Below are 26,380 nucleotides of genomic sequence, written 5' to 3' on the forward strand. Positions count from 1 at the left end.
AATGGCCTGCGCCGACACCTGGAGCGTCAACCAGGCCAGCTATGAACGCTGGTCCAGGTTGAGAGACCAGCGCCTGCTCGAGGCATCTGTTGCCGGCCACGGCCCCCTGATCAGCATCGTGATGCCGGTGTACAACACCGAACCGGCCTATCTCGCCAGTGCCATCGAGTCAGTGATGGCCCAGACCTACCAGTACTGGCAACTGTGCATCGCGGATGACGCTTCTACCGAACCCGGTGTGGCGGCGATGCTGCAGCACTACGCGGGGCTCGACCAGCGCATCTACGTCTCGAGGCTGGAAAACAATCAGGGTATCGCCGGCGCGAGCAATCGCGCCCTGGAACTCGCCAGTGGTCAATTCGTCGCGCTCATAGACCACGATGACGTGCTGCATCCGGCGGCACTCAACGCGGTGGTGTGCGCACTGGTCGCTAATCCAGGCGTCAAGTTTGTCTATACCGACTCCGACCACCTGGATGCGCAGGGGCGCCGCTGTGACCCGTTCTTCAAACCCGATTGGGATTACTCGCGCTTCCTGGGCCAGAACTACCTCAACCACCTGACGGTGATCCAGCGCGACCTGCTGCAGGCGTGCCAGGGCTGGAGAGCCGGTTACCAGGGGAGCCAGGACTACGACCTGTACCTGCGCATCGTCGAAACAATCGAGCCCCGAGAGATCCTGCACCTCCCCGAGGTCCTGTATCACTGGCGTGACGTACCGGATTCCGTGGCGCGTTCCAATCTCGCCAGGGCGGTGGGCGCGGCGCGCGAGGCCATCGCGCACCATTTCGAGCGCGTGGGCGTCGAGGCGCTGGTCAAGGGCTGTGCCAACGCCATTATCTTCAACCGCATCGAGTGGCCGCTGCCTGCGGCCAGCGTGGAACTGGTGGTCTATGGCGAGAATGAGGCCGAGATAGAGGCGGCGAGCGGTGCGCTGTCGGTGGTGGATGAGATGCTCTCGGTGCGCATCTCGCCGATTGTCGGTAGCGTCGATTCGCCCGATCTGGTCATGGCCGTAGCCACTCGCCTGTCCGCCAGCGACAGCGATTTTTTCGGTACCGTCGATGCCCGCCTGCGCCCGAAGGCCGGGCACTGGCTGCGCCGATTGGTATCGATAGCGGCCCGTGACGACGTTGCTGCCGTTAGCGGCAAGCTGCTGCGCAGTGACGGTCGCCTGGCGGCTGCACCCGAATACCACGCTGCTGGCGCCCAGTGCACAGTAGCGGCTCTGAATCTGCTGGATGAAACGAGCAAGGGTAATATTGCCAATCTCTGCCTGGACCAGGAGGTAACGGCTTTGCCGGCGGCATTGATGCTAGCAAGGACCGTGAGCCTTAGGCAGTTCCTTGCGATGTTCGAGCACAGCGAGAACCTGGATGCGGCTGTGCGGCTATCCTGTCGCGAAATGCTGGATCAGGATATGCGGGTGCTTTGGTCTCCGCACACTGTGCTGCGCTACAGCAATGACGCAGGCCTGCCATGCGCTGTTGTTCCCGACTGCTTCGCTGACGGCATCCCAGCACTCTTGCCCGATAACCCGAACTGCCGTGAAATCGAGTGGGAGGCGGATTGGCGCGAGACTGACAGCTAGCCGCAGTGCGGCTAGTGACGAGGACGCGACACTGGCGCCTTTGGCCGAGGAGACTGTGTTCCACAATTTTTTGGCGGTACCACCAGCCTGCTGCAGGCAAACCCCGACGTTGAGGTCACGAACTGAGAGCAGAAATAGGTTGATAACCGCTGGTGAAAACTTAGGTGGACGGGGTCTGCTTGCGAATACTTCGGCCATTCGCCGACAGAGGCATCCAGAATCCATCGGCGCCAGGAGCAGTGAGTGGGCATGCGTTCCTGCGCGACCTGGTCTGGCAATGGTCGGTAGCACTCTGCGTCATGCTATCGGTAGCCGTACTTTCCCAGGTCACAGTCAATCAGTGAGGCGAGTTTAGCGTTGCTCTTGCTGAATTCGCCTTCCGTTACGCGCCTGATATAGCGCTCGACCCGGGCTTCGGCCCATTGGTTGAGGGCGTCGGGAATCCAGGTATCCAGTCTGCGAATGGATTTGATGCGCTTGCGATGGTAGCGGAATGTCTCGTTGACAAAGCCTGCGTTATACAGGTTGGTGAATATGAACCTGGTGATATTGCGATGGATCGCAAGACTCAGATATCCGGCGGTTTGATTAACCTTGCGCTCGAAATTCAGGTGTTCCAGGAATGGCTCCGGATCGCCGGAGTATCCAGAGAATGCGAAGATATTCCTTACAAAATCCTCGGGATCGCTGGCGAACTTCTCGAAGGGCAGGACGAGAACATTGTCGCGGCCATATGCCTGCATGTACCTGCGTACCAGTTTATCGTAGCGCAGATACTCGTAGCTGAATCCAGGGTGCCCCCACTTCCTGAGGTTGTTGAACTCACGCTCTACATCCTCACTGGGGAATGCCAGTCTGCGAATGGAGTGGGGAAAGCCTGTCATGACCAGGGTCGAGTAGGCAGAGCGGATAAACGCACCTTGTTCGCGGATGATGATGAGCACCTTGCCTTCCGGGAAGACGCTCTTCAGGCGGTGAAGGTGTCGCTCGCCATCGCAGCCGCCGCCTGCCAGGCTACCAGACAGGTTTTCCTGGCTGACAACGGGAACGAACTCGCCATCCTGGCCCGAGTATTCCTCGACCCTGGAGAAGTAGCGCTGCTTCACAGCCGCAGCGGAATAGGAAAATTCACCAGGCAGGGTAATCAGGTTGGCGCAGTCGCCGGGGTGTAAAGCGTACTTGAAACCGGACTCGCCGTTGAACAGATTGAGCTGCAACCAGGTCGAGAGTGACTTGGGAAGTCCGATGTGGATGAGAGGTGTCATGCCTGTTGTGCCCGTTGTTCAGCCGTTGTCCACACGGGCTGGTTCAAACTGATATTCGGATGCTCAAGTTCGCACGCCGCGCGCCACATATTGCCACAACATCGCTTTGACGTCGGTGCCTGACGGCTTTGATCGAGATAATTGCTAAGTTGGCAATGCAAAGCGACTCGTGTCCAGTTGGCGACGGCTGTTTCGCCTAGCCGTGGTAGTGCCATTCCCCGAACTCACGCGTAGCCTGGAGGATTCTCTGGCACAGCGCGGGTGTGAGGGCCTGGCGGTAGGGTGCGAGGTAATCCTGTGAAACCGTTGTCCCGTATACGAAGTGCTCGGATTCGAAGGTCAGGTAGTCGCTGCTGAATTCCAGGCCGAAGAAATTGAAGATGTTTTCCAACTGGATCTGCGGTTCCAGGCACAGGGGCTCGAAGCGATTGAGCAGGATTCGGTCGGAGTGATCGGCCAGGGCATCCCGGTAGCCGCGGGCGTAACTCAGGAAGCGATTCTCGCAATACTCGAAATTTGCCTCGATCCATTCGCCCGGGGCATCCCGGTGTCCGGACCAGTTGGCCCAGGATAGCATTAGCGCGCGCGGGTCGCGCACGTTCACCACACACGGAATGCCGGGCACCTTGGCCAGGACCTCGCGCAGGTGCAGCATGTAGACGGGAGTCTTGTCGAAGAGCTCTACCGTCTTGTCCGTGATCAGTGGTGAGATCATGCGCGCCCGGGCGTAGAACTCGCCCCATGCATCGGTATCACAAATCTCCTGCATCTGCTCGTCGGTGACTTTCCAGGTCTGCTTGAAGAATGCGTAGTAGGGCTGCTTGCCATGAAATTGTCGCGGGCTGTCCGCCAGTAGCACACCGACCTCATGACCCGAGTCCAGGCGGGGGTGTCGGCGCAGGATCTCGTTGATCAGGGTCGTGCCGGATTTTTCGTATCCGCATACGATGGCTCGTAGCGGTGCGAGCGATGGATTGGCTTGCAAAACGTTCTTCCCTCCTGCCGGGGGTGTCTATCTTCGAGCAATGAGCGTGTGGCTGTGGCGCGGGTGAGGGCGATACTCAGTCAGTACTCGATCATCTGGCTGTCCGCCTCAAGAATTGCCTGGACATCCAGGCCATCGGCATCCACCTCGGCCGGGCCGCGCTCGAAGATCACGAAATTGTGATGACAGCGCACCCTGGTGATGAGGTCAGGATGAGCCAGCGATACGTTCAGCAAGTCGTGCACCAGTCGGTGCAGTGGCGGCTCCGCGCCGTGCGGCTCGCGCCCGTGTCGAGCCAGGAGGGCGTGCACTTTCCAGTCTTCCAGGAAGTACAAGCCCCCGGGCCGCAGCCGGGGGAACAGTACTTCGAAGGTCGCCAGCGAAGGTGTGTATAGGTGCGAGGCGTCATCGATCACGACATCAAGGGGCGCCGCGCCGAAATCACTGTTCAGTATCTCGCGCATCCGCGGCTTGTCCGCCTGGTCGGTGCCGAACCAGGTGTGCAGTTGGTCGCCCAGGCCCTGTCGTTCGATGTAGGCGCTGAGCTGTTCCGCCGAGTCGTTCAACTCCACGCAGGACAACATGTCTGGTTGCAGCAGGTTGTAGAAGAAAATGGCCGAGCCACCGTGCTTTATGCCGATCTCCATGACATTGCGTGTCTCTACGCCTTCGAGGCATTGCATGTAGTCACGCACGAAGGTCGGATCTTTGAACAGGCTGACGACTTCGGCAGTGGAGTCCCGCAGTTTCAGACCCTGGGTCAGCTGCAGTTTCACACCCTCGCACTCGATGGTCAGGTTGTCTATCCAGGTAACGTTCCGCGCTTTTGCCGACGTACGTTGTGGTTTGTTGTCGATTTGGTTCATGGTTAGTTTCCTGGCAATGAGGCTGGTGTCAGCCCTGGCGTTTCCGAAGACGCTCGTTGCGGGCCTTGTGGAATTTCATGCCGTCGTGGTACAGCTGTTTGATCGGATCGTTTTCCAGTTTCAGCAGTGTCGGGTCCCACTGTACTGGCAGGTAGCGCTTGCTTTTCCAGTAGTACTTGTACTGGTCCGACTGCCAGTCGGCATAGATCTCTTCCCAGCTATAGCGCCCGAAATGCGGTTCCAGGCACACCGGACTCACACCTTCTCCCTCGAGCTGGAAACGAAAATCCACGGACAAGCGCATGTGGTCCGGGTCGGCATTGTGCAGGGCGGAGTGCACGGTGAGCGCCGGAAACAGCAGAACATCGCCGAGCCTGAAGTCAGTGCTCACCCAGCGCATAGCCTTGGCAGCCGGCGGAAGAACCACGCCGCGGTTACCCGGACCCAGGTGGTACTGGATGGGCAGCAAGCCGCAGCGGTGCGAGCCCTCGAGTACTGCCAGGCCGCCTTCCTGCTGTCGGCAGTCGCCCAGGGGAATCCAGCTAGCTGTCAGGTTCGTAGTACCCTGGTTGTTGCGGTAGTCCTGGTGCGGTGGCGTGGTGATTTCCGGATGGCCTGGGAAGACCAGCCGGGTAATGCTCAGGGGGTGGGGAAAAGCCGAATCTCCGAGGGCGTTTCGCATCAGCCGAATCAGGTTCTCGTCGTGAGCCAGCGCGTACAGTTCCTCGAGCCGAACCAGTTTGTCGTGCGCGTCGAAGTACCGGTCCTCACCTTCACGATAGGCGAGGCCGGTGACCTTTGCTTTCATCTTCTCCGCGCCGCCGGCTATCCACCGGACCTCGGCGAGTACGTCGGTGATCTTTGCCCGTAGCGCGAGTAGTTTGTCCTTATCCAGCACGTCGCGGAACAGGAGATAGCCGTCCTCGGCCAGGCGTTGCTTTAGTTCCGGGGCGTTCTCGCACTTGTCGCTCGAGTCTCGCATTGGGTGGAGAACATCGGGGTAGATGACGCCGGAAGGAACGGCGTCCTGGGCTTGCTCCGTCATCACTTTATTCGTTCTCTCAATAACGTCGTGGGGTGTTTAAAAAGCGGTACATCAGGGCCGGTAATAGTATACAGAGTCCCCGGTACAGGGGGTACTTCGCCGGGATCAGGACATTCACAAGGCGACTTCATCGAGAGAGCCTGCCAGCCCGTACCATCCATTTCCGGCAAATTGATTGTTCACTTGTCGTACTGCTTGTCGTTGGTTGTTCCGACGTCTGCGTCTGCGGTCTGGCTGTGGCGCCTGGATTGCATTATCTTTGAGGTTTCCTGCGCGGTGGTTGCAGCGCAACCAATACAGATTGACTCCTGTGCCGACCTGGCCGCTGCCACCCAGGTGCGCGACAGTCGGGGAGTCACCACCGGTGTATCGGAGCCTTCCTGCACATGACCGAGCGTTATTTTTTCCTCCACCTGCAAAAAACCGGGGGTATTGCACTGAAAATGTGCCTGCGAGAGCACCTTGGGGAGCGTGCGGTATACCCCTGTGCGGACGATGGGCCACTACCTGGCGGCGTTCTTTGACCCAGTCATCTCGTAGAGCGAGTCGCCGCGCGTTCACGCTGTTGCGTGAACCGGTGGCGCGGACATTGTCCTTCCTGCGCCATCAGGCGCGCCTGGCCGGCAGGCCCGACGCCGACCTTGTCGAGTTTTATGAGGACCCGATTCACTACATTGGGCTTATTCACAACCACATGACCAAGATGTTGGCGCTGGACACGGACGGTGCGTCGCAGCGGGCTACTCGCGAATGTGGAAATGACTCCGGAGCATCTGGAAATAGCCTGCCAGCGACTGGCGGATATGCATGTGGTAGGCGTGCAGGAACATTAAGATGAGTTTGTCGCTGCCCTGGAGCGCGAGTTTGCCTGGGATCTAGGTGCGGACCGTGTGACGAATAGAACCCGGCCCGTGGCCGTTGATCCGGCGTTGCGGGCGCGTATAGCGCAATAGAATGCGCTGGATGTCACCCTATATGAGTTTGCGTTGGGGCTTGCACATCGTCACGCGCAAGCACAATTTTGGTAGATGGTGTGGCGCGCGTGGCCGGACTGTCTCCCCTGAATAGTAGCAACCTTTTACCCCAACACAGCTCCTGATATCGCCAGCCACTTGGTGCAGGTCTTCGAACAGGCGTCGGGCGAGTACACAGTACTGCGCCCAGACAACGCAACGGCGCTCGAGACGTGAGTTCACACCCCGGACCACAGGCTCGAAGAGCCCCGTGGTTTGGGGGTGTAATTACAGCGTCGAAACCCCTGCCTCGATATCCTCCGAACACTCCAAATGGCACGGTGGAGAGCGAGTAGAGTGATTCCATTTTTTGGAGGGTCTTCGACGAATGTGTAACCGGATTATTCCGGAGACACGACCACCCTGACCCGCCCCAGGTTCTGCACCCGCGCGTGCGGGTTGTCCGGCTCGCCGTCGCGCTGCTGCGTGGCCCGCGCCACGGCAAAGTAGGTGCCCGGTTCCGTGTAGATGTGGCTGCGCTGGCGCGTGGCGCGGGTCTGGGTGCCGTCCAGGGTCGCCGAGTACGGGAAGTCACCCACGCCCAGGAAATCCCACTCCAGTTGTACCAGCGTGCCCGACTCGGGCGGTGACTCCACGAACAGGTCGAACACCACTTCCTCGCCGACGCTGACTTCGGCGCGCTCGCCGCCGTTGACCTGAAAATCGACAACCGGCTGGATACCCCTGCGCTGTGCCGCCTCGGCCGGCACCTCGACCTGGCTGTCCACCACCTGGTAGCGGCTGGTCCCGGCGGGAGGTTCGCCGGACTCGACCCAGCGGGCGAGGTCAAGCAATGCGTGTTGCAGCACACTCTGGTAGCTGATGGTGCGGGCGAAGGCCGCGGTGTTGGCCGGCGCCGGGGAGTTGTGCTGGGCGTGGTCGATATACCACAGGCGAAAACGCTGTACATGGGTGTCGCCCTGTACTTCGCGCACGGTGTCGTAGTACCAGTCCGCCTGCCAGGGGAAGGCGTCGATATCCATCAGGTTCTGGACGAGGATCACGGGTGCCGCGAATTCCCCGCTGGTGATGCAGCCGGCGCCATTCAGGGCGCCCTGTGGTCCTGTCAGCACCTCGCGCTGGGGGTAGATGGGCTTGCCGTCGCTGCCGCGAAACTGGTTCCAGCCGACGAACGCTTCGGAATCCGGTACCTGGTGCCGGTGAAAAGTCTGCAGAGCGAGGTTGGCGGAGTTGTCGATGCGCACCTGGTCTCCCGGGCTGACCCTGCCGGCGTCGATACCGAGGACGAACACCGCAGTGGAGCCCGGCGAACTCGAGAAGATGGTGCCCTGCTTGCCGGCCTCGGCGCCGGTGTCCACGAAGAGTTCGGAGCCGACCAGGTCGCCCTCCGGCAGGGTGTCGAGCACCAGGGTGCCCGACTGCACCGCGACCACTTCACGCGCGCCCACCGGGTCCTGGATGCGCGCTGCCGCGACCGAGCCATAGGGGTCGTCGAAGCCGAGGTAGCCTGGCTGGCTGAAGTAGTCCTCGGTATAGGTGGGATCGTAGATTGGCACATAGCCGGCGATGAGCGCGAGTGGGCCGCCGTTGAGCGTCGGGTGGTTCCACCAGCCGCGCGGGGGGAAGCCCATGAGTGTGACTTCACGCAGCGCCTCGGCCTCCTGCTGGTTGAGCGTGGCGTAGGGGTCGCCGGTGCCGCCGGGGTCGATGGCGTCCATGATCTGTGGGAACTTGTCGCGCAGGCGCAATATGCGCAGCGCATGGATGCGCACCGTGAACAGGTTGGGTATCGCGTGCGGGGTGCCCATCACGAAGGGCACGAAGCCATCCCAGATACCCTCGGTGTGCTCGGCGCTGCACACGGTCTGGTAGGCGCCGCCGCTGCCGCCGTAGAGGTAGGCACGCGGTTCGTGATCCCCGTATAAATCGCGCGCCACCTGCTTGGCTGCCAGCATGGCAGCGGCGTTGACGCGGTAGCCGCCGTAGCTCGGTTCGAAGCCCGGCTCCTGGGTATCCTCAGGGCTGGTGGCGTTGTCCTCGCCGCCCTGGTTGGTCCACAGGAAGCACGCGCCGCTGTCCAGCGCGAAGGGCACGCTCTCCGGGGGGATGCTGAGCAGTGAACCGAGCAGGGGGTGGGTGTTCTGGAACAGGCGCCCCTGGTAGGCCCCTTCGAGTGGGCAATGCAGGCTGAAGCGCGCGTCAGTGCCGGTGAACTCGCCCTCGATGTAGTAGTGCTCGCGCGGTTCGCTGCGCAACTCGGGCGGCGTGGTGGTCACCTGGCCCAGGCGTTCGTCGCTGCATTCGCTGGTGATTTTTACCGGGTCGCCGCTACAGGCGCCGCGGCGGTCTTGGTCGTCGTTGTCGCTGCAGGCGCCCAGATGCAGGGCGAGGGTCGTAACGATCAGGGCGGCACATCCGTTGCGCTGGGGTTGTCCTCTCATGCTCTGCCTCTGGGTAGTGTTATTGTTGAGAAGCATCGGCGGTATCCCGGTGGATACCCGGCTGGAGTATAGTCGATTGCCCGGGCTTGGCCTGCGCAGCAGCCTTCGTGGATAGCCCATCGTGGATAGCCCATCGTGGATAGCCCATCGTGGATAGCCCATCGTGGATAGCCCATTCTGGATAGCCGATCGGCTTCGCGGGAGCAATGGGTTTTGGTCTATGCTTGGGCCTCCCGCCCGGCGCTCATGTCCTGCGGCGCGCTTTCGAGGCCGCGCCTCGCTGTGGTCCTTCGGGAAGTCCGGTCAAGATGTGCAATGAAAAAGCCTGATGCGTGAGGAATGAGACATCATGAGTGAATCCTGCAAACTGGCGCTAGCCCTGGCACTGCTACCCGCCCTGCTCCTGGGTTGTGGTGGCGGCGGCAGCAACAGCAACAGCGCGCCACCGGTAGAGCCGCCGCCTCCGGACTTCACTGCCGCGGACAGCTGGCTGGAAGCCTTCGTCGCAGCCGAGGACAAGTTTCCCGGCGGCTCCATGATTATCGTGGATGCGCAACAGGGCACCCTGCACAAGAGCGCATTCGGCGACCAGACCGAGGACTCCGTAGTGCTGCTCGCCTCCACCAGCAAGGTGCCCACCGTGACGCTGCTGATGGCGCTGGACGAGGACGACGCCAATGTCGATTTCGACATCCAGCAGCCGATCGCCAACTATCTGCCCTGGGTGAGCGCCTGGGACCCCGCGCTGACCACCGAAAACCTGGTATCGAACCGCTCCGGCATTCCCGGCATTGTTTACCAGTTCACGCGGCCAATCGCCTACGCGCCGCACCTGTGCCAGTACCTGCCGGGAGGTACTTTGCTTGAATGCGCGGAGACTCTCTACACCACGCCCCTGCCAGGGCTGCCGAGCAATCCTGCCGATACAGCGTTCGATTACGGCGGCAGCCAGTGGCAGATTTCCGGCGGTGTCGCGGAACTTGTGGGCGGCGGTACCTGGCGCCAATTGTGGGACCAGTACATCGCCGCGCCCTGCGGCATGCAACTGGCACAGTACGGCAACAACCTGAGTGCGCCCGGCGACTGGACCGGCGACCCGGACAGCCTGGTCGGCCTCGCCAACCCCAATATGGAGGGTGGGATGATCAGCAACCTGGACGACTACGCCAGGATCATCTCGCTGCATCTCAACGATGGCCGCTGCGGCGACCAACAGGTGCTGTCCGCGCAAGCGGTGGCCTTCATGCGTGAACAGCGCAGTACGCCGGAGGAGACCGGCCAGGAGCGCGGCTACGGTATGGGCTGGTGGATAGCGCCCGCCGTCGATGGCGGCAGTGTGTACCTGTATGTCGACCCTGGCTTTTATGGTTCCATTTCCTGGATCGACATTGAGCGCGGCTACGGCGGTGCAGTCCTCTTCGAGGAGTACACGGGCACCAGCGGCAGTGTCGGTTCCGGTGCGGTTATCGCAGAGCTGATCCCGATCATCGAGGACGCGATCGACGCCGTGCGCTGATCGCGTGCGTTGATGGCGTGCGAGACTTCCAGAGAAGATTTTGAGCAAGAGGCCAGCATGATGAGCGATGCGCCCTACGACATGGTGCTGTTCGGCGCCACCAGTTTTGTCGGCAAGATCACTGCGCGGTATCTGCTCGAGACCTATGGCGTTAACGGTGAGGGTGGCCAACTGGCCTCCGAACAGTTGCGTTGGGCCATCGCAGCGCGCTCCGAAACCAAGCTCGAGCAACTGTGTGATTCGCTGGGCGAGGCCGCCGCACACCTGCCGCGTCTAGTCGTCGATGCAGGCAACGAGGAACAGTTGCGCAACATGTGCGAGCGGGCCGCTGTCGTCGTCTCCACCGTCGGGCCCTACGCGCTGTACGGCGAACCCCTGGTGCGCTGCTGCGTGGAAACCGGCACCGACTACTGCGACCTCACCGGCGAAGTGCAGTGGGTGCGCCGCATGATCTTCAACTATGAGGAGCAGGCCCGGGCTTCCGGTGCACGCATCGTGCATTGCTGCGGCTTCGACTCCATACCCTCGGACCTGGGCGTGTATTTCCTGCAGCAGCAGGCAAAGGCCCGCTTCGGTGCGTATTGCACCCGGGTCAGCATGCGGGTGAAGGCCCTGCGCGGGGGGATGTCCGGCGGTACCCTGGCCAGTCTGTTCAACGTGCTGGAAGAGGCGGGTAGCGACAGCCAGTTGCGTAAGGAACTGAGCAATCCGTACTCTCTCTGCCCTGATGACTTTCCACGCACTACACGACAACACCCGGTGCGTGGTGCCCAGTTCGATGCGAATTTCGGTCGCTGGGTTATTCCATTCCTGATGGCGCCGATTAACGAGCGGGTGGTGTTGCGTTCCAACGCCCTGGCAGCAAGTCACACAGCGCTCCCCGGCATGCAGCCCTACGGCGAGGACTTTCAGTACAACGAGGCCATGATGAGTGGCTACGGGTTTCGCGGCCGGCTGACGAGCAAAGTCTCAGCCTCGATGATGTCGCTGTTCACCCTCGGCGCGGCACTGGGGCCAACGCGGAGCCTGATGCAGAAGCTGTTGCCGTCCCCGGGGGAGGGGCCCAGTGAAGAAGCGCAGGGCGCGGGTTTTTATGACCTGCGGTTTTGTGGTGAAACCGCGGGAGGCGAGAAGCTCTACGTCAAAGTGACGGGCGACCGGGACCCGGGCTATGGTGGGACTGCGAAAATGCTGGGCCAGGCGGCGGTGGCGCTGGCCAGGGACTTTAATGAGACGGAGCGGGTTGGTGGGTTCTGGACGCCGGCTGCGGTGTTTGGGGAGGGATTGATCCGCAGGCTGACTGCGTGTTCGGGGATGTGTTTTGAAGTTGTTAGTGCTTGAGCGGAAGAGCATATAACAAGTAGTTCCTAGCGCTAAAAGACGACACACAATATTTCTCAGAGTACTGCAATTTAGCTGCGGCTCATGGCGAGTTGCGCGTCTCATGCCGGGAAATGTCCGGACGATTTTCAGTTTCTGGTCAGGTATCTGTAATCGAGAGAGGCGAGAAATGGAGTTCGCCTTGGATCAAGGCTTGAGTTCGCCCGGGTGGGCTATTGAAAAAAGATGTCCCCCTCGTTTCCATGGGATTGAACTAGCGGTCGTTGACAAAGAGCATCAGCGTTCAGCGGACGTTGATCAGTAGGCCTTTCATCAATGTTGCTGCATGTTTCAGGAAATCGAATCGATAGTTTGGCGCGTCCGCACATCTCTGGTCAGCCCACATCTGGGGCACTGGTGGAATCAAGGAAGATTTGCCGATGGACAGTACCCCACAGGAAGAGGCTGACGAGTTCGAGGCACTGCGTCTCTTCAGGCTGATCAAGCGCACCTTGTTGGTGTCGTTTGGCATACTGGTTGGAGTGGTTCAACTCAACGTCGATCCATTTGGTATGGAGACGATGCTCGATGATCTCTCCGCCGAAGTGTTTTCGAATCTGATATCACCGTTCTATGGCCCCCCAAAGGAGAATTCGACTATTGCCTTGGAGGGCAAGAACTATAGAACTGGCGGGAGCCAGTCTGAGATTCTTGTCGTACTGATCGATGATAATTCCGGCCTAACCTGGCCTGTAGGCGACCCTCGAGAATTTCGTCCGTTACTGCAACGGCTCGCGAACAATGAAGCCAGTCAGATTTTTCTGGATATATTTTTTGACAATCGCTTGGTCGAAAGTGGTCAATCCAGAAACGACATTACAGAAAACCCCACAACACTATCAACCACGGAGAACTGCAGTCCTGTTTCTGGTTCAGGCCATCGATCCAGCAGTCGTTCGGAGCAGATTTTTGAATTGCTCCAATATGCTGGGTCTTTGGGCAAACCGGTAATATTTAGCGAACTGGAAGCGTACAAACTCAGTCCAGAAATTCGAAAGGGATGTGGGACAGTCGATCCTACTTCACTCAATGTGGAAGTTGCGCTTATCGAGTCGAACCCGCGAAAAGGGTTCTACCAACTGACAAATGGTTGTCGGCTCTCGCCGGCTCTCACGCTATTTCGAAACTGGTGCAGCGCGCATCCGCGAGAGGGTGCAGGCTCGTGCACGACGCCCGCGGCGACATGCAAGTTTTTGTGTGACGCCAGGTCGGGTAAGTGTGATCGGGGAGACGGCGAGACAATTGGTCCACAGCTATTTAGCAAGGATATGTTTGTCTACTGGGGATATGCTCCCAGTGAGCTCATGACTGAAGTGCCTTTCTTCGGTGGACAGGACTGTATGAAGCCCTCCTATAGCTTTCTCGGTCAAATAGGGCACAGCTTGAGGCTGTTGTGGTTGGGTGCGATTCATGGGTTTCGCGAAGAGAAAAAGTTTACCAGTGTTGGAGACAAGTTGCTTTGTCCTTATCACACGCAGGTTAGTTTTAGCCAGTTGATGAGTCTTTCCGATGAGGAAATGAAGTCGATCGTAAAGGGTCGCGTAGTGCTGGTGGGAACCTCCCTCGAGCGTTTTCCGGACTACCGATTTTCTCCCGTGCACGGATACATCCCTGGCGTGTTCTATCACGCCATGGCGTTGGACAATCTGATTGCCTTTCAGGATGAGTACGTTGGTGAAGTACTCGATGCGGATGCAAATTTAGTCCAGTCCATCGGATTGATTTTGGTGTTGGGTTTGCAGGCGTCAATGGTCATGTATGTCGAGTTTTATCTCCATAAAGAGCAATCCGCAGTTTCCATACAGCGGCTGGCGTGGGAATTTCGACTATTTACCGTCACTTTGTTATGCGCCTGTGTTTGGGTGGTTTCGGGATTGTTTCGACTCCCGCCCACGAACTGGATCGGCTTGGCAGGTTTGCTGTTTGTCCTCAGTTTTCATTCCAACGATGAGTTGGAGTCCAGTCAGTTCCCTTTGAGTGCGATAGGAAAATATTTCAGATACGAGCCTGATGCAGCGAGCTTTTCCCCCAGGAAGCTTGCCATTTACGCATTCCTGAATGTAATTATTGCGGCAGTTTTGTTGATATTGCTCGGATACGTATTCATTGTTGTTCCGCAAATCATATTTCCGATGATGCTAAATGGTTTCGGTCCTATTCTGAGAATTTCGGTTCTTTTGATATTCATTGGTTGTTTGGGATGGTTGGCCTCGAGAATCAATCTTCGCTTGAAAGGTTTACGTACTGAGCGCACACAGGAGGGTCCGGTATGAGTGTTAAAAGAGCGTTTTTCCTAGTGCTGATATTCGGCTTGGATGTGACGTATGCAATGGCTGAGAGTTCGAAGTACGTCACAGGTTTCTATGCCAATATTTTGATTGGCTATTCACTGTCAGACCCAGATAAGGAAGTCTTTCGACGGAAAAATCCAGAAAAGAACATGGATTCCGACGAGAAGACATTGCCCAGTGGAGAGAAGGTGAGCGCTTATCTTCACGTGATAGGAGAGGACAAAAAAGAAGGACTTTGGATGGTCGAGTTCGGCGACGAAAGATTCTGGGTGGAGAAGGTCGCGGTGGATGTGCGCCCCTCGAAGCGGTACGGCGACGACTCCGATTGGTCCTGTGATAGCCACCGGGCCACTTCAGGGAAGAATGATGTCAGCCAGATTTCGGGCACTGTTGGTTTGGGAGAAAGCTGCAAATCTGACTGATTGGTATTCCTGGAAAGGAGGATATCAAGGAATGAAGCGACACCTATGCAAAGTACTTTTGGGCCTGAGTGTCCTGGTTTTCAGTTCCCAGGCCCTCTCAGGGCGCTATCTGGATCACAAGGACGTCAAGCGTAGCAGTCTCTACACCGGTAAACCTGAATGTGATGCTTTGGCGCATGAGTCCGCCCAGGTGTGGCAGGCAGGGCTGGATATCAAAGAGCAGCGAAAATCACAGCTCGAGTATCACGGATTCTTGCTGGAAGATCGAAGCCTCGACCAGAAACTGAGTAGTATCGTCAACAAACTGGTCGGTGGGTTTCCAGGCAAGTGCCCTGATGTCAATTTGTTCGTCATGGCCGAAGGATCGCCGCTGATGTTCGAGGCCATGACATCGAGTATCGGCGAAATATTTATACATTATGGTGTAATAAGCCAGGCCGAAAGCGAGGACGAGTTGGCTGGAGTGATCGCACATGAACTTGCACACGTCTACCTCGGGCACGTAGAGAAGATCGATCTCGGTCGTGAAATGTTTGAGTTGATGGAGTCGACATCGAGTTGGCGTGAATTGTACTCCGTTTCCGAAAATACCGACTACGACAAGGAAAAGCATCGTCTTGAATCCGACAGGCAGGAATTGGACGAGGATGTGCGAAAAATTGCCTACCAGGAAAAACTGGCCAAACGCCACTACGTCGCTCTTCATGCAAGCTTGTTTTCGCGAAGTGCGGAGTTTGATGCGGACCGGTTGGCCGTAGACCTGCTTTTGGGTGCAGGGTACTCACCTGTTGCGATGACCCATGTGTTAGAGCGTATCGGCAAGTCATATGACGCGATGCAGGAACTCCAGGCGGAGGCGACCGAGGCGGCCCAGGCTATGGTTGTAGACAATCTGGAGTATCTGGCGAGTACCGGAGCGGGTGAGGCCTCGATGGAGGATCACCTTAAGGAATCCGCCGAAGACACATGGAATGTTTTGCAGGAGCGCGGAGAGAGCGTAATTAACGACATACTTCGCTCCTCCCACCCCAAAACCGAGGATCGAATTGAGGAGGTCAATCAGTACCTGCTCGAGGAATTCACTCGAGGCGATCGTCGGCCGCCATCCGTTGCACCGGTTCTTTCACTAGATGGGGGGTATATAGGTTCCTTGATAGGCAATGTAGAGGCGGCAAATGCTTCCTTTGTCGCACTGGCCAATGGGGAAGTACCCGCGGCTGAAAAGAGTGCCCTGAAGGCGATCTCTACTCCTACTGCCGAATCTGGCTACGCGAGGTATATCGCCTTTCTGGTCCGTGGAGAGCAGAAAAAGAGAGATCTTGCCATGCGCAACCTGCAGTCCATGGGTGACACCCAGTGGATGCCTATTGAGGCGACAGCTGAGATCGTTGACAACTTGATAGCATGGGATCAACTGGGTAGCGCCCAGTCGTTGTATCGGAACAAAGCCAGTTATGCAGAAGATAGCGACTATTTCTATCCGCTCAAAATTCATATGTTGCTGGCTGAGCGCCAGGTCGATGAGAGCAAGAATATCGCACAGCAATGTGTCGATAGGCGAGGTATTGCGACGTGGATCGCCGATGAGTGTGGCAGGCTCGCAGGTCTGGAGCCACGGAAAAAGTCCAGTCCGCTCGATTTTTTCTCGGACGCTGTGAAGAAGTTGCCCTTTGGCAAAGACGAATGAGACCTTCAGGAGGCAGCATCAGCCTGCGGTCCCGTGGAACGAGACCAGTGGCAGTTGAGACTCATGATTCTGATCCGAGTCCCGTTCTTGGAACAACCGCAACCTAAATGTTCCGAACGGGCACAGATAATTAGCCAAAAATTTGCATGGGATTTTTGTTACCAAACTCCGGACTAGCGTCGAACCGGCTGGGTGAGGTATCGAATTCGTCGAGTATGTCGGGTTGAATCCACGTTAATGCAAGGGTTGCTATCTCGCGGTGAGGACCTGGCAACGTCGTGCGTGGATTCGCCGCGCTGCCATCGGTTCCACATCTCCTCTTTTTGGCCGTCGGTCTAGACGATTCGCTCTCTCCTGGTCATGGGCAACGCTCCTTTTCTCTAAAGAGAGCTTAGAATGTTGCATCGATCAGTTGAACCCGCAGCTCTTTACGGCCACGCCCCCGGGGCGGTGACGGGCTCGAAGCAGATAAGCAGCGTGCGACGCTAGTCTGCGTGACTAGCGTCGCCGCGAGCCAGTCAGGGAGCGACAAGGCCGGAGGGCCCCGGCGGCTTGCCCTGACGACGCTGGGCCCGAAGCAGGTCGTTGATTCCCACAATGCCGTCCCCGTCGAGATCGGGGTCATCGGCATCCGAAGCAAAGGCGGCCCTGAACAGCAGCATATCCACCGCGTCTACAAGGCCCGACTGATTCAGGTCGGCATCACAGATATTGCCGAATCCATCGCCATTGCTGTCACGCTGGTCGCTATTGCTATGACGAATGCAGTTGTCGACCATGTCGAGAATGCCGTCGGAGTCGAGGTCTCTTCGAGCGGCGTTCACGTCCAGGTAGGAAAAGCGTGGCGCACCCTCGACATTTGTCACCACCAGGGCGCCAGCGTCGGACTGGAACAGGCGGAGCGGCAATCCTACGATGTCTATGGCATCGACCAGTGCGTAGTTCTCGCCCCATTGCTGCAGGGAAGTCCCCGCCGGACCATCGGTCAGTGTGTAGAGTTCGTCTCCCACCCAGGCGGCGTCAGAGATATTGTTGAACAGCGTATCGATTTGCTCGAGGGTGATAGCGTCGTAGATCCGGCCGGAGCCCAGAATTACGATGCTGCCGTCCGGAGCCACGCGGATCGGGTGCAAGATGCCTGAACTGCTGTGGTAGGGGGAGTCTTTTTGTATGCCGATGTAACCGTCCACGTCAATATCTTCCCAGAGCAGGTCGTTGGGTGAGGTGTCATCGCGAAAGAAATACATCTTGCGATTGGCCTCGCTCCAGATGTACTCACGAGAGTAGTAGTTCCATTCAACCTGGGAGATGAGTATCCCGCTGGGATCATAGGTGAAATGCGAATCCCAGGCGCCGGTATCGTCAACCACGAATACATAGCTGCCTGCCGTTGCGAGTCCCTTGGGGTACGCTGGGGAATTGGCAAAAGGAACTTCGATTCGGGAATCGGACAATGGAATCTGGGTAATTTTTCCCGAAGCATAGGAAAGGTAGAGTGTATTCGTCTGCTCTGAATAGGCCATGTGTGTAGCAGTTTCAGTCAGCGTTATGGTTTCCTGGTAAGAACGGGATTCCAGTGACCACTGGAAAATGCTGAGGTTGGCATTACTGAGCAGGTAAAGCGTGCCCGCGCCGTCGTGAAGAATTTCATCGGGTATGTAGGCCAGGCCCTGCGGATTGATCTCGGGTCCGGGGGTGTCCGGCGTCAGCGACGCTATCGGGACAATCTCGACACTGGGAGAAATATCGAGGTCATAAAAGGCGAAAACGTTGTCTCCCTCAACGAAGATCCTGTCGTACTCCACCGGACCGGTGTAGTTGCCAGTTTCAAGAAAGGTATTGGAGTAAGAGTAAATGGTTGCCCCACGCAGGACGATGGGCAAGTTGCCGTAAAAGCCCAGGTCGTCGAACGCACCTGCGAGACTGTTGTTGTAACTCAGGTCTGATGTGCTGTAGATAATGCCAGCACTATCGACGACCCGGGCTTCACCTGGAAAGACATAGGTGCGAGAAGCGTTGGGATAGTCGCCGTGATACGAGCTGTCAGTTTGTCCGCCCAGCGTCCCGTCCTCGCCCAACCGCAACTGCAAGATGTCCGACGGGCTGATGCCGACAGACCTGGAGAAAATTTTGCCCAGTGCGGGAGCGATTGATGTGCCGGTCATGGAGTGCCAGTAGTCAATCTGGTCGATGACGCCGCCGGACCATTTATTCGTGCTTACCACCGATTCCCCGAAGACAACGTAGACGTAATCGCCTGACACTTCGAGGCTGGTTGCTTCCTCGTTGGTATTCACCAGGTGAGTCTCTGTGCTCCCGGCGAGGTCCAGTCTTGCCGTTCTCCTGCCGAAACTGACGTAGATGCCGTCGTCATCAACGGTGAAGGCGGTTGGTGAAGCGCTCAGAGGAATGTCAGGTAGAAATACCTGGCCCAGCAGATCGTAGCGTTTGATCAACGCTGAGCTGCCGTAAAGGAAATACGCAATACTGCCGCGTTGTTCTGCCTGAAGTGGAGCCTCGGCTTGTGCCCTTGCGGCAGTGGTGAGGCCCAGGACTACAACGAAAACAACCGCAAGTTGAATTGCGGTTCGCTTCAATACGCGGCCCGACGAACTGAGATCGAAAGATCGAAATACATCCGTGTGCATAATGCCTCCCATCCATGGAAAATTAACAGTGGCTAGTATTTGAATAGGGGGTGCTTTCTGTCAATAGCGCATTCCGATTCACGTGGACTATTGACTACCTGTGCACGAGGTCGTCACAAACGGAGAGCGTGAGCGATTGGCATGTTGAGGCGGTAACGCCTGTGCCATCTGGAAAGTTTCGCCGATGAAACACGGCCAACCAGGTCTATGGACCGTGTTCCAGGCTTCTTTGATCTGGAGTTGAAAAAGGTGGAGCTGGTGGGGAGACATCCCTATGCTCCGAAAGTGTTACCGATGCTCCCGGTATGATCTGTCACCTATGCTTCCGGTATGCACCCCCCCAGAAAAAGTGGTCCGCCTGGCAGGAGTCGAACCTGCGACCTGCCGCTTAGGAGGCGGCTGCTCTATCCTGCTGAGCTACAGGCGGCAGCGAGGAGGGGAGCATTATTCCCGCTCACCCCGTCGATGGCAAGGCAGCGGCTGCACATGGCGCTTGCCGCGGTACCTCCGGTCGCGCCGACAGTGTTGAAGGCATCAACCGGCCACCCCAAACCGCCCCGCCAGCCGCCCGAAACCCTCCCCGGGTCCCATCCTCTGCCGCTGCGCAATCGCTTGCGCCACCTCCGCCGGCGACAACTTCCCGGTATCCAGCACAAGGTCGAAACAATCGTGGCTATATATCTCCCGCCCGATAGACTGCGACCCTCGCCGCGTCCGCTCATTGGTCACCTTCGCCTGCTCCATCCCCACCACCCTGGCGACGTCCTCCAGCCGTCCATCGATACGCGCATCCAGAATCTCCGGTGGTGGCTTGAGCGCTACGAAGAGCACTGGATACCCGTGTAATACGCGCACACAGTCCTCCAGAATCGGCGGGTTCATTGTGGTCACATGGTCAGTGATGATATTCATCCCGAAATCTAGCGCCGCGGCGATCATCCGGTGCATGGCGTGGATTACTGGCATGCCGACGGCGCCGAGTTTCAACTCATAGGGGCTGTCAGGATCGTCCGCGTCGGCCGGCTCGATGCAAACCCCCTCATCGCAGCGCGCACCGCCATCCACGAACTTGCGTGACATGAGTGTACCGAGCGCATTGTCCGCACCGAAGTGCAGCCACGGGTCATCGTGGCGGTCGATGAATTCACGGCAGGTGGTGGTCTTTCCCGAGCCGGTTGTGCCGGTCACCACTATCAGGTTGCCTGTCATGCTGTACCCCGTTGATCGTTATTGTTTGAGTGAAACGCCCACTACATTGAGGCCTCGCGCGACACCAGGCGATGGCACAGAGTCTTCCTTCAGCGGGTCTTCCACACCTCCGGGCTGGCGCGCAGCCAGCGGCGGAACTCGTCCAGGCCGTAGTACTCCTGGTCCTCGCCAATCGCCTTGCTGAATCCGTCGTACTCCCACGCGAACTGCGACCACCACTGTCCGTGGTCGGGAAACAACAGTAACTGCGCAGAGCACACCTCGCGGCCGGTGGCCCTGAGGCTGCGTCCGAGCTCGTCCTCCATCTCCACTTCGATAAGCGCCGGGCGCGGGCCGTTGCGTTCCAGCACGCGGCGCACTCCGCTGGTGATAGAGGACATCACGCCGTCGCGCAGGATATAGCCGCCCGCGGCCTTGCTCTCATTGGTGCCCTCGATGTTCGAGCCCATGAAGTGCCAGCCGTTTTTCTCATCGGCGGTGGACCAGGTGTAGCCTCCCGTGGTGACCTTCTCCAGATAGCGGCGGCCGTGAGAGCCATCGCGGATGGAAAAACAGTCGACGTCGTAGCGCACGCCATCCAGTTCCACATGGCCAGTGATGCGCCCGGGCTGTTCGAAGTGCAGCTTGTAGGCCTCGTCGTAGCCGCCTTCCTTCTTCACGCCGATCACGTTGGGTTCCGAGATCGCCTCGAACACGAGGTCCAACTTGAAGCCGTTGCGGTCGTAGCCGAGCTGGTATTTCTTCAGCGGCTCCAGCAATTTGATCGACATCGACCACGGTGTGACGAAGTCGTACTTGTCGTAGTCCACGCCGTACTTGCCCTCGGGCAGCAGGCGCATCAGCTGCCAGTCGAAGTAGAGCATGTCCCAGTTGTGGTAGTGCTTGCTGTCCCACATCGCTGGCCCGCCGAGCATGCAGTTCATGTTGGGGCGGAAGTGGTTGTAGAAGATGCCGTTGATGCCTTTTTCCGGAATGGCCCAGGAGAACCAGGAGCTGTCGCTCCAGTACAGGTCAGGATCGATGTGCATGCACAGGTGGTCTGCGATTTCCGAGCTAAGAGGCATGAGCGTCTCCTTGGTGGCCTGGGGTAGCGTTGGCAGAGGTAGGGGCAACGGCCGATACCATCGGAGAAACTACCAGTTCCATAGCGCGCTGACTCTGCCATTGCCGCCCGGGCATGAGCACTGGGCGCCCGAGACCCGGTGCTCCCAAAAGTAGCAGTAGAAGGTCATTTCAGGGCCTCCCGGTGCTTTGCCTCCCTGCGTGTGGACTGGAGATATTGACCCGCATCAAGAACCGCAAAAGACCCCCGGCCTGACCCTTGAAAAACCGCGTTTTCGCACCTATGTAAAGGTCAGAGCTAGTCAACCACACCCGAGAAAAGGAGGTGTCACATGGCATTGGTACAACGTAGCAATCTGTTCGACCTGGACAAGTTTTTCGGCGACCAGTGGCCGCGTTCGGCGGATAACGAGATGGGCGATTTCTTCGCGCCGCGTGTCGATATCCGCGACACCAAGGACCACTTTGAAATCACCGCGGAACTGCCCGGCGTGGCGCGCGAGAATATTCACGTGCACGTCACCGACGGTATCCTCACCCTGGAGGCGGAGAGCTCCCAGGAAGACAAAGAGGAAAAAGAGGGCAGGGTGATCCGCCAGGAGCGCCGCTACGGCAAGTTCCGTCGCAGCTTCAATCTCGGCGGCGAGGTGCACGAGGAGGACATTCGCGCCAGCTTCAAGGACGGCGTGCTGAAACTCGAAGCGCCCAAGCTGAAGGAAAAGCCCCCGGCGCGCCGCCGCATCGAGATCGGCTGATTCGCTAGCTGATCAACATCGCCCGGATGACCTTGCGCAGCAGCTGTTTTTGCCGCGCCAGGTTGTCCGGGTCGTTCACGTCCCCACCCCCAAGCGCCGCGAAGGTCTGGTGCGACAGAAAATAGCCCGTGGTCAGGTTGACCATGGTGATCACGTTGAGCACCAGCGTCTGCCGGTCGCTGTCGCCGGCCAGTCCCAGGTGGGTGGTGTTATCCACGCCCTGCTCGAAAGCGGCCCGTATCCAGTTGCGAAAGTGTTCGCGGCTGGAGGGGGGCTCCGGGTCCTGCAGTGCCTGCTGCAACAGCGCCGCCAGGTGTGGCTCCGCTGAGAGCAGGTCGATGAACAGGGCGGGCAGTTCGGTGTAGTCGTGCAGTCCGTTGGCGGTGCCCAGGCGCTCGGAAATTTTGTTGACCAGCGGCCGCAGCGAGGCCTGCAGCACTGCCTCGTAGAGGTCTTCCTTGGAGCCGAAATGGTTGTACAGGCCGGGTTCGCGCAGGCCCGCCGCGTCGGCTATCTGGCGCAGGCTGGTGCCGGCATAGCCCTGGCTCGCGAACAGGTTCTGCGCCTCCTGTAGGATGCGCGCCCGGGTGCGCGCACCCTTGCTGACTTTGATGGTGGTCATAAATTATCGAGTGATTGCTAAAAATTGGTCGTTTTTGCGAGGTGCATCACAAAAAATGGGCCAAAATGGGCTAATAAAATAATAGTTGATAATAAATATGGCCGCTCCGGGGCGTTCGCGCAAGTCGCTTGCATTCGGCGCGGCCGCGTATCACTCTAGTGCCGCTGGAGCGGGCGCCGTTCGGGCGTGCGCGATTCGGTAACGTTTCAAGAGGGCATTGCGCTTGCTGTTTCGGGCTGGATTCACGCTGGTCTTGGGTTGGCTTCTCACCGCCGCACTGCCGTCGGCGGGGGCCACAGCACCGGAAGTGCTGGAAAATTCGCGCGGCGACTATGAAGCCGCAGTGCGCGCCATCGACCGCGGCCAGTGGACGGAGTTCGAGCGCCTGCGCCCGGGCCTCGATGACTACCCGCTGGCGGTATACCTGGACTACTTCCGCATGAGCAGCCGGCCCGCCGAGGTGCGGCCGTCCCAGGCGCGCCAGTTCATCGACCTCAGCGCGGACACACCGCTGCCCATTCGTTTTCTCGGCACCTACCTGCGCCGCGCCGGGCGCGACCAGCGCTGGGGGGATTTCCTCGCCGTGCAGGACAGCGAGCCGAACAGCATCGACCTCAAGTGCTATTACTTCCGCGCGCGGCTCGCCACCGGCGACAGCCTGGTCGCCTGGGAGGGGGCCGAGCGCCTGTGGATTCACGGCCAGTCGCGGCCCAAGGAGTGCGACCCGCTGTTCGCGGCCTGGATGAAGGCGGGCCAGCTCAGCGATACCGCGGTGTGGGCGCGCATGCTGCAGGCCTTCGAGGAACGCCAGGCGTCGCTGTTGACCTACGTGGCGGGCAAGAGCAGCCCCGCGCTCAAGCCCTGGGCAGACAAACTGCTGGCGGTGTACCGCCGGCCGGCAACCCTGCGCCAGCAGTCGCTGCCCGCGGACAGCCCCTACTCGGCGGATATCGCGGCGGCAGGGCTGGCTTACCTGGCGCGCTACAACCCGGCCCAGGCCCTGGACAACTGGCAGCGCTACCAGGCCGAGCTCGAATTCAGCCAGGCGCAGCGACACAAGGTGGAGAGCGAGATCGCCCTGCGCAGCCTGTTCGCGCGCACCGAGGCGAACTTCGAGTGGCTGCACGGCGCGTTGGCCCGCCTCGGTGACGACAAACTGGTGGAGATCCGCCTGCGCTGGGCAATCTCCGAACAGGATTGGCCGGCGCTGTCCGCGACCCTGCCGCTGCTTTCCGCGCAGCGCCGCGAGAGCGCCGGCTGGCGCTACTGGCAGGCGCGGGCCCTGTCCCAGGCGGGCGATGACCAGGCGTCCCTGGCCATGCTGCGCGAACTGGCCCGGGAGCGCGACTTCTACGGCTTCCTCGCCGCCGACCGCATCGGCGAAGCCTACAGTTTCAACGACCGCCCCCTGCCGCTGCCGCCGGCGAGCACCGAACCCCTGCGCGACCTGCCGGCGGTGGTGCGTATCGGCGAGCTGAACTTCCACCGCGATGAGGGCAATGCGCACTCGGAGTGGTACAAGGTGCTGCAGGATACCGACCGCCAGGAACAGCAGGAGGCCCTGGCCCTGCTCGCCGCCCAGCAGGGCTGGTACCGCATGGCCATCGACGCCGCCACCCGGGCGCGGGCCTGGGACGCCCTCGACGTGCGTTTCCCCACGCCCTACCGAGACACGTTCCGCCAGTACGCCTCGGCCCAGGGGGTCCCCAGCACGGAGCTGATGGCCATCGCCCGTCGCGAAAGCGCCTTTTTCCCGGAGGCGCGCTCCCCGGTCGGCGCCCGCGGCCTGATGCAGATCATGCCCGCCACCGGCCAGCAAGTGGCGCGCAGCCTGAACCGCTCGCTGAACACGGCGCAGCTGTACGAGGTCGAGCACAACATCCTGCTCGGCAGTGCCTACTACCGGCAGTTGCTGGATCGCTTCAGCGGCAACCGGGTGTTCGCCCTGGCCGCCTACAACGCCGGCCCGCACCGCGTCGACCGCTGGCGCCACGCGTCCGGTGAGCAAGTGCCGGTGGATATCTGGATAGAGAGCATTCCGTACCGCGAGACCCGCGACTACGTGCAGGCGGTACTGGCATATAACGTGGTGTTCCAGTATCGCACCGGGGAGCCGGCGCGCCTGTTGAGCGACAGCGAGCGCAGCGCGCTGTATTGAGGGGGAGGGCGGCGCCGCCCGCACGGTGCGGGCAGGAGTCTTGCCGCGCTATCGGGTCAGGCGGTTTCCCGCGCCCGTTCGGTAACGCCTTCGGCCTGGGCCAGGCCCGCGCGCTGGTACAACAGCCAGGCGATCGCGGTGCAGTAGCTCAGGTTGGTCTGTAACTCGCCGTCCGGGTCGCTCAGGAACGCGCGCTGGCTGGCGAGACCGCGCACGCGGCTGGCCATGTCCGGGTTGAAGGCGAGGTAGCGGTCCCACAGGTCGCGGTGCTGGGCCGCGGTGATGTGGAACAGCCCGAGGCCGTCGTTGCGCGCGGAGAACAGCCCCAGGTCCGGGGCGTCGACAGCGGCGTTGAGGAGAAAGGACTCGCTGGCTGCGGTCCATTTACCCAGGTATTTGAGGGTTGGTCGAATGACCTGGTCCCTCAGGTGCTCTGCGGTTACATACATAACCCACTTCCTCGCAGGGATGTCAAATCCGTCAGATACTGCCGTTTCACTTCTGTATGGTTTATCGGCACGGTTCGTAGTACGGGTATGGTTTTCCTGTATTTCCGTGCTCTAGGTGGTGTTTTTAACACATTAAAAAAATAATTCCAATAAAAATAGGGTGTTGCGAGGGTTAATTAATTTCGATTTGCGGAAGAGCGCGTAACTTCGAGTATGGGCAGGGTGTCGCAGGTTGTTTTCAAGCACTAACTTTCATCATCTGTGGCCAAAATTGTGGTAAAAGTGGCCAAAGTCGGCCAAAAGTCAGCCTCCTGCCAGTTTTACCGTATAACCAATTTTTTCCAGCTCGGCCTTGATGAGCTCGCGCTGCTCGCCCTGGATCTCGATACAGCCATCTTTCACCGCGCCGCCGACCCCGCATTTGCGCTTCAGCGTCTTGGCCAGGGCTTTGAGTTCGGTCTCGCCCAGGGGCAGGCCGCGCACCAGGGTCACCGCCTTGCCACCGCGGCCCTTGGTCTCCCGGTGCAGGCGTACGATGCCGTCGCCGGCGGGGGCCGCCGCGCGCTGTTCGCGGCAGCGGCAATCGGCGACGGGCGCGCCGCAGCCAGGGCACAGGCGGCCCTGGTCGCTGGAGTAAACGAGGTTGCCGGGGGACTTGCGCTGCCTGCTCATGCTGGGAACCGTATGCTTTTGCGATGGGCGGCAGTATAGTGGCGCGCTCACACAGGGGAAACCGCGCAAGGGAGGTAGGCGATGTCCGGGTCGGAGCAGATGGAGGACGTGCAGACGCAACTGGCCTTTCTCGAGGACACAGTAGCCAGTCTCAACGAGGCGCTGGCGGCCCAGCAGCGCGAAATCCTCACCCTGCGCGAGCAACTCGCGCTGCTCAAGCGGCGCCAGGACGACCTGCAGCAGCGCCAGGACACCCCCCCTCCCACCCTGGAGGACGAGCGCCCGCCGCACTACTGATCCCCTTGCTACTTTCTCAACCGGGTCATTGCCTCTGCAATAGCA

At 59.5% G+C, this 26,380-nt stretch carries 20 protein-coding genes and 1 tRNA gene; 9 read left to right on the plus strand and 12 right to left on the minus strand.

Annotated elements, in window-relative coordinates; translation table 11 throughout:
- Position 1: 1 nt before the first annotated feature.
- The gene (locus E4634_RS06755) at positions 2 to 1,591 is read left to right on the plus strand and encodes a glycosyltransferase family 2 protein (protein WP_135442069.1); all 1,590 of its coding nucleotides are present in this window, start codon (positions 2 to 4) and stop codon (positions 1,589 to 1,591) included.
- Between the two features lie 302 nt (positions 1,592 to 1,893).
- On the opposite strand, the gene E4634_RS06760 is transcribed toward E4634_RS06755, so the two are convergent.
- The 5 genes from E4634_RS06760 to E4634_RS06780 form a co-directional block, all read right to left on the minus strand.
- Positions 1,894 to 2,856 carry a sulfotransferase gene (locus E4634_RS06760; RefSeq protein ID WP_135442071.1) on the minus strand — a complete coding sequence of 321 codons (963 nt, stop codon included), beginning with the start codon at positions 2,854 to 2,856 and terminating at the stop codon, positions 1,894 to 1,896.
- A gap of 196 nt (positions 2,857 to 3,052) precedes the next feature.
- Positions 3,053 to 3,841 (minus strand): sulfotransferase family protein, encoded by a 789-nt coding sequence (locus E4634_RS06765; protein WP_135442073.1) that lies wholly within the window; start codon positions 3,839 to 3,841, stop codon positions 3,053 to 3,055.
- Positions 3,842 to 3,921: 80 nt separating this feature from the next.
- Positions 3,922 to 4,707, minus strand: coding sequence for a class I SAM-dependent methyltransferase (locus E4634_RS06770; protein ID WP_135442075.1), 786 nt, complete (start codon positions 4,705 to 4,707; stop codon positions 3,922 to 3,924).
- Between the two features lie 28 nt (positions 4,708 to 4,735).
- Positions 4,736 to 5,752, minus strand: coding sequence for a phytanoyl-CoA dioxygenase family protein (locus E4634_RS06775; RefSeq protein ID WP_135442077.1), 1,017 nt, complete (start codon positions 5,750 to 5,752; stop codon positions 4,736 to 4,738).
- Between the two features lie 1,354 nt (positions 5,753 to 7,106).
- Positions 7,107 to 9,167 (minus strand): hypothetical protein, encoded by a 2,061-nt coding sequence (locus tag E4634_RS06780; RefSeq protein WP_135442079.1) that lies wholly within the window; start codon positions 9,165 to 9,167, stop codon positions 7,107 to 7,109.
- Positions 9,168 to 9,516: 349 nt separating this feature from the next.
- Between E4634_RS06780 and E4634_RS06785 the strand changes: the two genes are divergently transcribed.
- From E4634_RS06785 to E4634_RS06800, 5 genes are all read left to right on the plus strand, one after another.
- A complete protein-coding gene (locus tag E4634_RS06785; protein ID WP_135442081.1) occupies positions 9,517 to 10,683 on the plus strand; it encodes a serine hydrolase domain-containing protein in 1,167 nt (388 codons plus the stop codon).
- A 57-nt stretch (positions 10,684 to 10,740) separates the two neighbouring features.
- Positions 10,741 to 12,024 (plus strand): saccharopine dehydrogenase family protein, encoded by a 1,284-nt coding sequence (locus E4634_RS06790; RefSeq protein ID WP_240725110.1) that lies wholly within the window; start codon positions 10,741 to 10,743, stop codon positions 12,022 to 12,024.
- A gap of 419 nt (positions 12,025 to 12,443) precedes the next feature.
- Positions 12,444 to 14,336 carry a CHASE2 domain-containing protein gene (locus E4634_RS06795; RefSeq protein ID WP_135442083.1) on the plus strand — a complete coding sequence of 631 codons (1,893 nt, stop codon included), beginning with the start codon at positions 12,444 to 12,446 and terminating at the stop codon, positions 14,334 to 14,336.
- Positions 14,333 to 14,776, plus strand: coding sequence for a hypothetical protein (locus E4634_RS21450; RefSeq protein WP_167854802.1), 444 nt, complete (start codon positions 14,333 to 14,335; stop codon positions 14,774 to 14,776). Before E4634_RS06795 ends, E4634_RS21450 begins: the two co-directional genes overlap by 4 nt.
- Before the next feature lie 31 nt (positions 14,777 to 14,807).
- On the plus strand, positions 14,808 to 16,463 hold the full coding sequence (locus E4634_RS06800; protein ID WP_167854803.1) for a M48 family metalloprotease: 1,656 nt from the start codon (positions 14,808 to 14,810) through the stop codon (positions 16,461 to 16,463).
- A 518-nt stretch (positions 16,464 to 16,981) separates the two neighbouring features.
- Here E4634_RS06800 and E4634_RS06805 read toward each other — a convergent pair.
- The 4 genes from E4634_RS06805 to E4634_RS06820 form a co-directional block, all read right to left on the minus strand.
- Positions 16,982 to 19,111, minus strand: a complete 2,130-nt coding sequence (locus E4634_RS06805) for a hypothetical protein (protein WP_135442087.1) — start codon at positions 19,109 to 19,111, stop codon at positions 16,982 to 16,984.
- A gap of 350 nt (positions 19,112 to 19,461) precedes the next feature.
- Positions 19,462 to 19,538: transfer RNA gene (locus E4634_RS06810), tRNA-Arg, on the minus strand.
- A gap of 107 nt (positions 19,539 to 19,645) precedes the next feature.
- A complete protein-coding gene (locus E4634_RS06815; RefSeq protein ID WP_135442089.1) occupies positions 19,646 to 20,320 on the minus strand; it encodes a phosphotransferase-like protein in 675 nt (224 codons plus the stop codon).
- Positions 20,321 to 20,409: 89 nt separating this feature from the next.
- Entirely contained in the window at positions 20,410 to 21,384 is a 975-nt protein-coding gene (locus tag E4634_RS06820; protein ID WP_135442091.1) for a DUF7064 domain-containing protein, read from the minus strand.
- Between the two features lie 330 nt (positions 21,385 to 21,714).
- Between E4634_RS06820 and E4634_RS06825 the strand changes: the two genes are divergently transcribed.
- Positions 21,715 to 22,137: an Hsp20/alpha crystallin family protein gene (locus E4634_RS06825; RefSeq protein ID WP_135442093.1), complete on the plus strand. Its 423-nt coding sequence runs from the start codon at positions 21,715 to 21,717 to the stop codon at positions 22,135 to 22,137.
- A gap of 4 nt (positions 22,138 to 22,141) precedes the next feature.
- On the opposite strand, the gene E4634_RS06830 is transcribed toward E4634_RS06825, so the two are convergent.
- Entirely contained in the window at positions 22,142 to 22,759 is a 618-nt protein-coding gene (locus E4634_RS06830) for a TetR/AcrR family transcriptional regulator (protein WP_135442095.1), read from the minus strand.
- A gap of 307 nt (positions 22,760 to 23,066) precedes the next feature.
- On the opposite strand from E4634_RS06830, the gene E4634_RS06835 reads away from it, so the two are divergent.
- Positions 23,067 to 24,917 carry a transglycosylase SLT domain-containing protein gene (locus E4634_RS06835; protein ID WP_167854804.1) on the plus strand — a complete coding sequence of 617 codons (1,851 nt, stop codon included), beginning with the start codon at positions 23,067 to 23,069 and terminating at the stop codon, positions 24,915 to 24,917.
- Between the two features lie 56 nt (positions 24,918 to 24,973).
- Here the strand turns inward: E4634_RS06835 and E4634_RS06840 are convergent, their stop codons facing one another.
- The gene (locus tag E4634_RS06840) at positions 24,974 to 25,366 is read right to left on the minus strand and encodes a hypothetical protein (protein ID WP_135442099.1); all 393 of its coding nucleotides are present in this window, start codon (positions 25,364 to 25,366) and stop codon (positions 24,974 to 24,976) included.
- Positions 25,367 to 25,669: 303 nt separating this feature from the next.
- Entirely contained in the window at positions 25,670 to 26,038 is a 369-nt protein-coding gene (locus E4634_RS06845) for a translation initiation factor Sui1 (protein WP_135442101.1), read from the minus strand.
- A gap of 81 nt (positions 26,039 to 26,119) precedes the next feature.
- Here E4634_RS06845 and E4634_RS06850 point away from each other — a divergent pair, with 81 nt between their 5' ends.
- Entirely contained in the window at positions 26,120 to 26,335 is a 216-nt protein-coding gene (locus E4634_RS06850) for a SlyX family protein (protein ID WP_135442103.1), read from the plus strand.
- Positions 26,336 to 26,380 lie beyond the last annotated feature (45 nt).

Source organism: Mangrovimicrobium sediminis, from assembly GCF_004745945.1.
GTDB classification, from domain to species: Bacteria; Pseudomonadota; Gammaproteobacteria; order Pseudomonadales; family Halieaceae; genus Mangrovimicrobium; species Mangrovimicrobium sediminis.

What these genes read in the sequence shown, in the direction of transcription:
- E4634_RS06755 (WP_135442069.1), top strand. Translation starts at nt 2, where the DNA reads ATGGCCTGCGCCGACACCTGGAGCGTCAACCAGGCCAGCTATGAACGC.
- E4634_RS06760 (WP_135442071.1), bottom strand. Translation starts at nt 2,856, where the DNA reads ATGACACCTCTCATCCACATCGGACTTCCCAAGTCACTCTCGACCTGG.
- E4634_RS06770 (WP_135442075.1), bottom strand. Translation starts at nt 4,707, where the DNA reads ATGAACCAAATCGACAACAAACCACAACGTACGTCGGCAAAAGCGCGG.
- E4634_RS06775 (WP_135442077.1), bottom strand. Translation starts at nt 5,752, where the DNA reads ATGACGGAGCAAGCCCAGGACGCCGTTCCTTCCGGCGTCATCTACCCC.
- E4634_RS06780 (WP_135442079.1), bottom strand. Translation starts at nt 9,167, where the DNA reads ATGAGAGGACAACCCCAGCGCAACGGATGTGCCGCCCTGATCGTTACG.
- E4634_RS06785 (WP_135442081.1), top strand. Translation starts at nt 9,517, where the DNA reads ATGAGTGAATCCTGCAAACTGGCGCTAGCCCTGGCACTGCTACCCGCC.
- E4634_RS06790 (WP_240725110.1), top strand. Translation starts at nt 10,741, where the DNA reads ATGATGAGCGATGCGCCCTACGACATGGTGCTGTTCGGCGCCACCAGT.
- E4634_RS06795 (WP_135442083.1), top strand. Translation starts at nt 12,444, where the DNA reads ATGGACAGTACCCCACAGGAAGAGGCTGACGAGTTCGAGGCACTGCGT.
- E4634_RS21450 (WP_167854802.1), top strand. Translation starts at nt 14,333, where the DNA reads ATGAGTGTTAAAAGAGCGTTTTTCCTAGTGCTGATATTCGGCTTGGAT.
- E4634_RS06800 (WP_167854803.1), top strand. Translation starts at nt 14,808, where the DNA reads ATGAAGCGACACCTATGCAAAGTACTTTTGGGCCTGAGTGTCCTGGTT.
- E4634_RS06805 (WP_135442087.1), bottom strand. Translation starts at nt 19,111, where the DNA reads ATGCACACGGATGTATTTCGATCTTTCGATCTCAGTTCGTCGGGCCGC.
- E4634_RS06815 (WP_135442089.1), bottom strand. Translation starts at nt 20,320, where the DNA reads ATGACAGGCAACCTGATAGTGGTGACCGGCACAACCGGCTCGGGAAAG.
- E4634_RS06820 (WP_135442091.1), bottom strand. Translation starts at nt 21,384, where the DNA reads ATGCCTCTTAGCTCGGAAATCGCAGACCACCTGTGCATGCACATCGAT.
- E4634_RS06825 (WP_135442093.1), top strand. Translation starts at nt 21,715, where the DNA reads ATGGCATTGGTACAACGTAGCAATCTGTTCGACCTGGACAAGTTTTTC.
- E4634_RS06830 (WP_135442095.1), bottom strand. Translation starts at nt 22,759, where the DNA reads ATGACCACCATCAAAGTCAGCAAGGGTGCGCGCACCCGGGCGCGCATC.
- E4634_RS06840 (WP_135442099.1), bottom strand. Translation starts at nt 25,366, where the DNA reads ATGTATGTAACCGCAGAGCACCTGAGGGACCAGGTCATTCGACCAACC.
- E4634_RS06845 (WP_135442101.1), bottom strand. Translation starts at nt 26,038, where the DNA reads ATGAGCAGGCAGCGCAAGTCCCCCGGCAACCTCGTTTACTCCAGCGAC.
- E4634_RS06850 (WP_135442103.1), top strand. Translation starts at nt 26,120, where the DNA reads ATGTCCGGGTCGGAGCAGATGGAGGACGTGCAGACGCAACTGGCCTTT.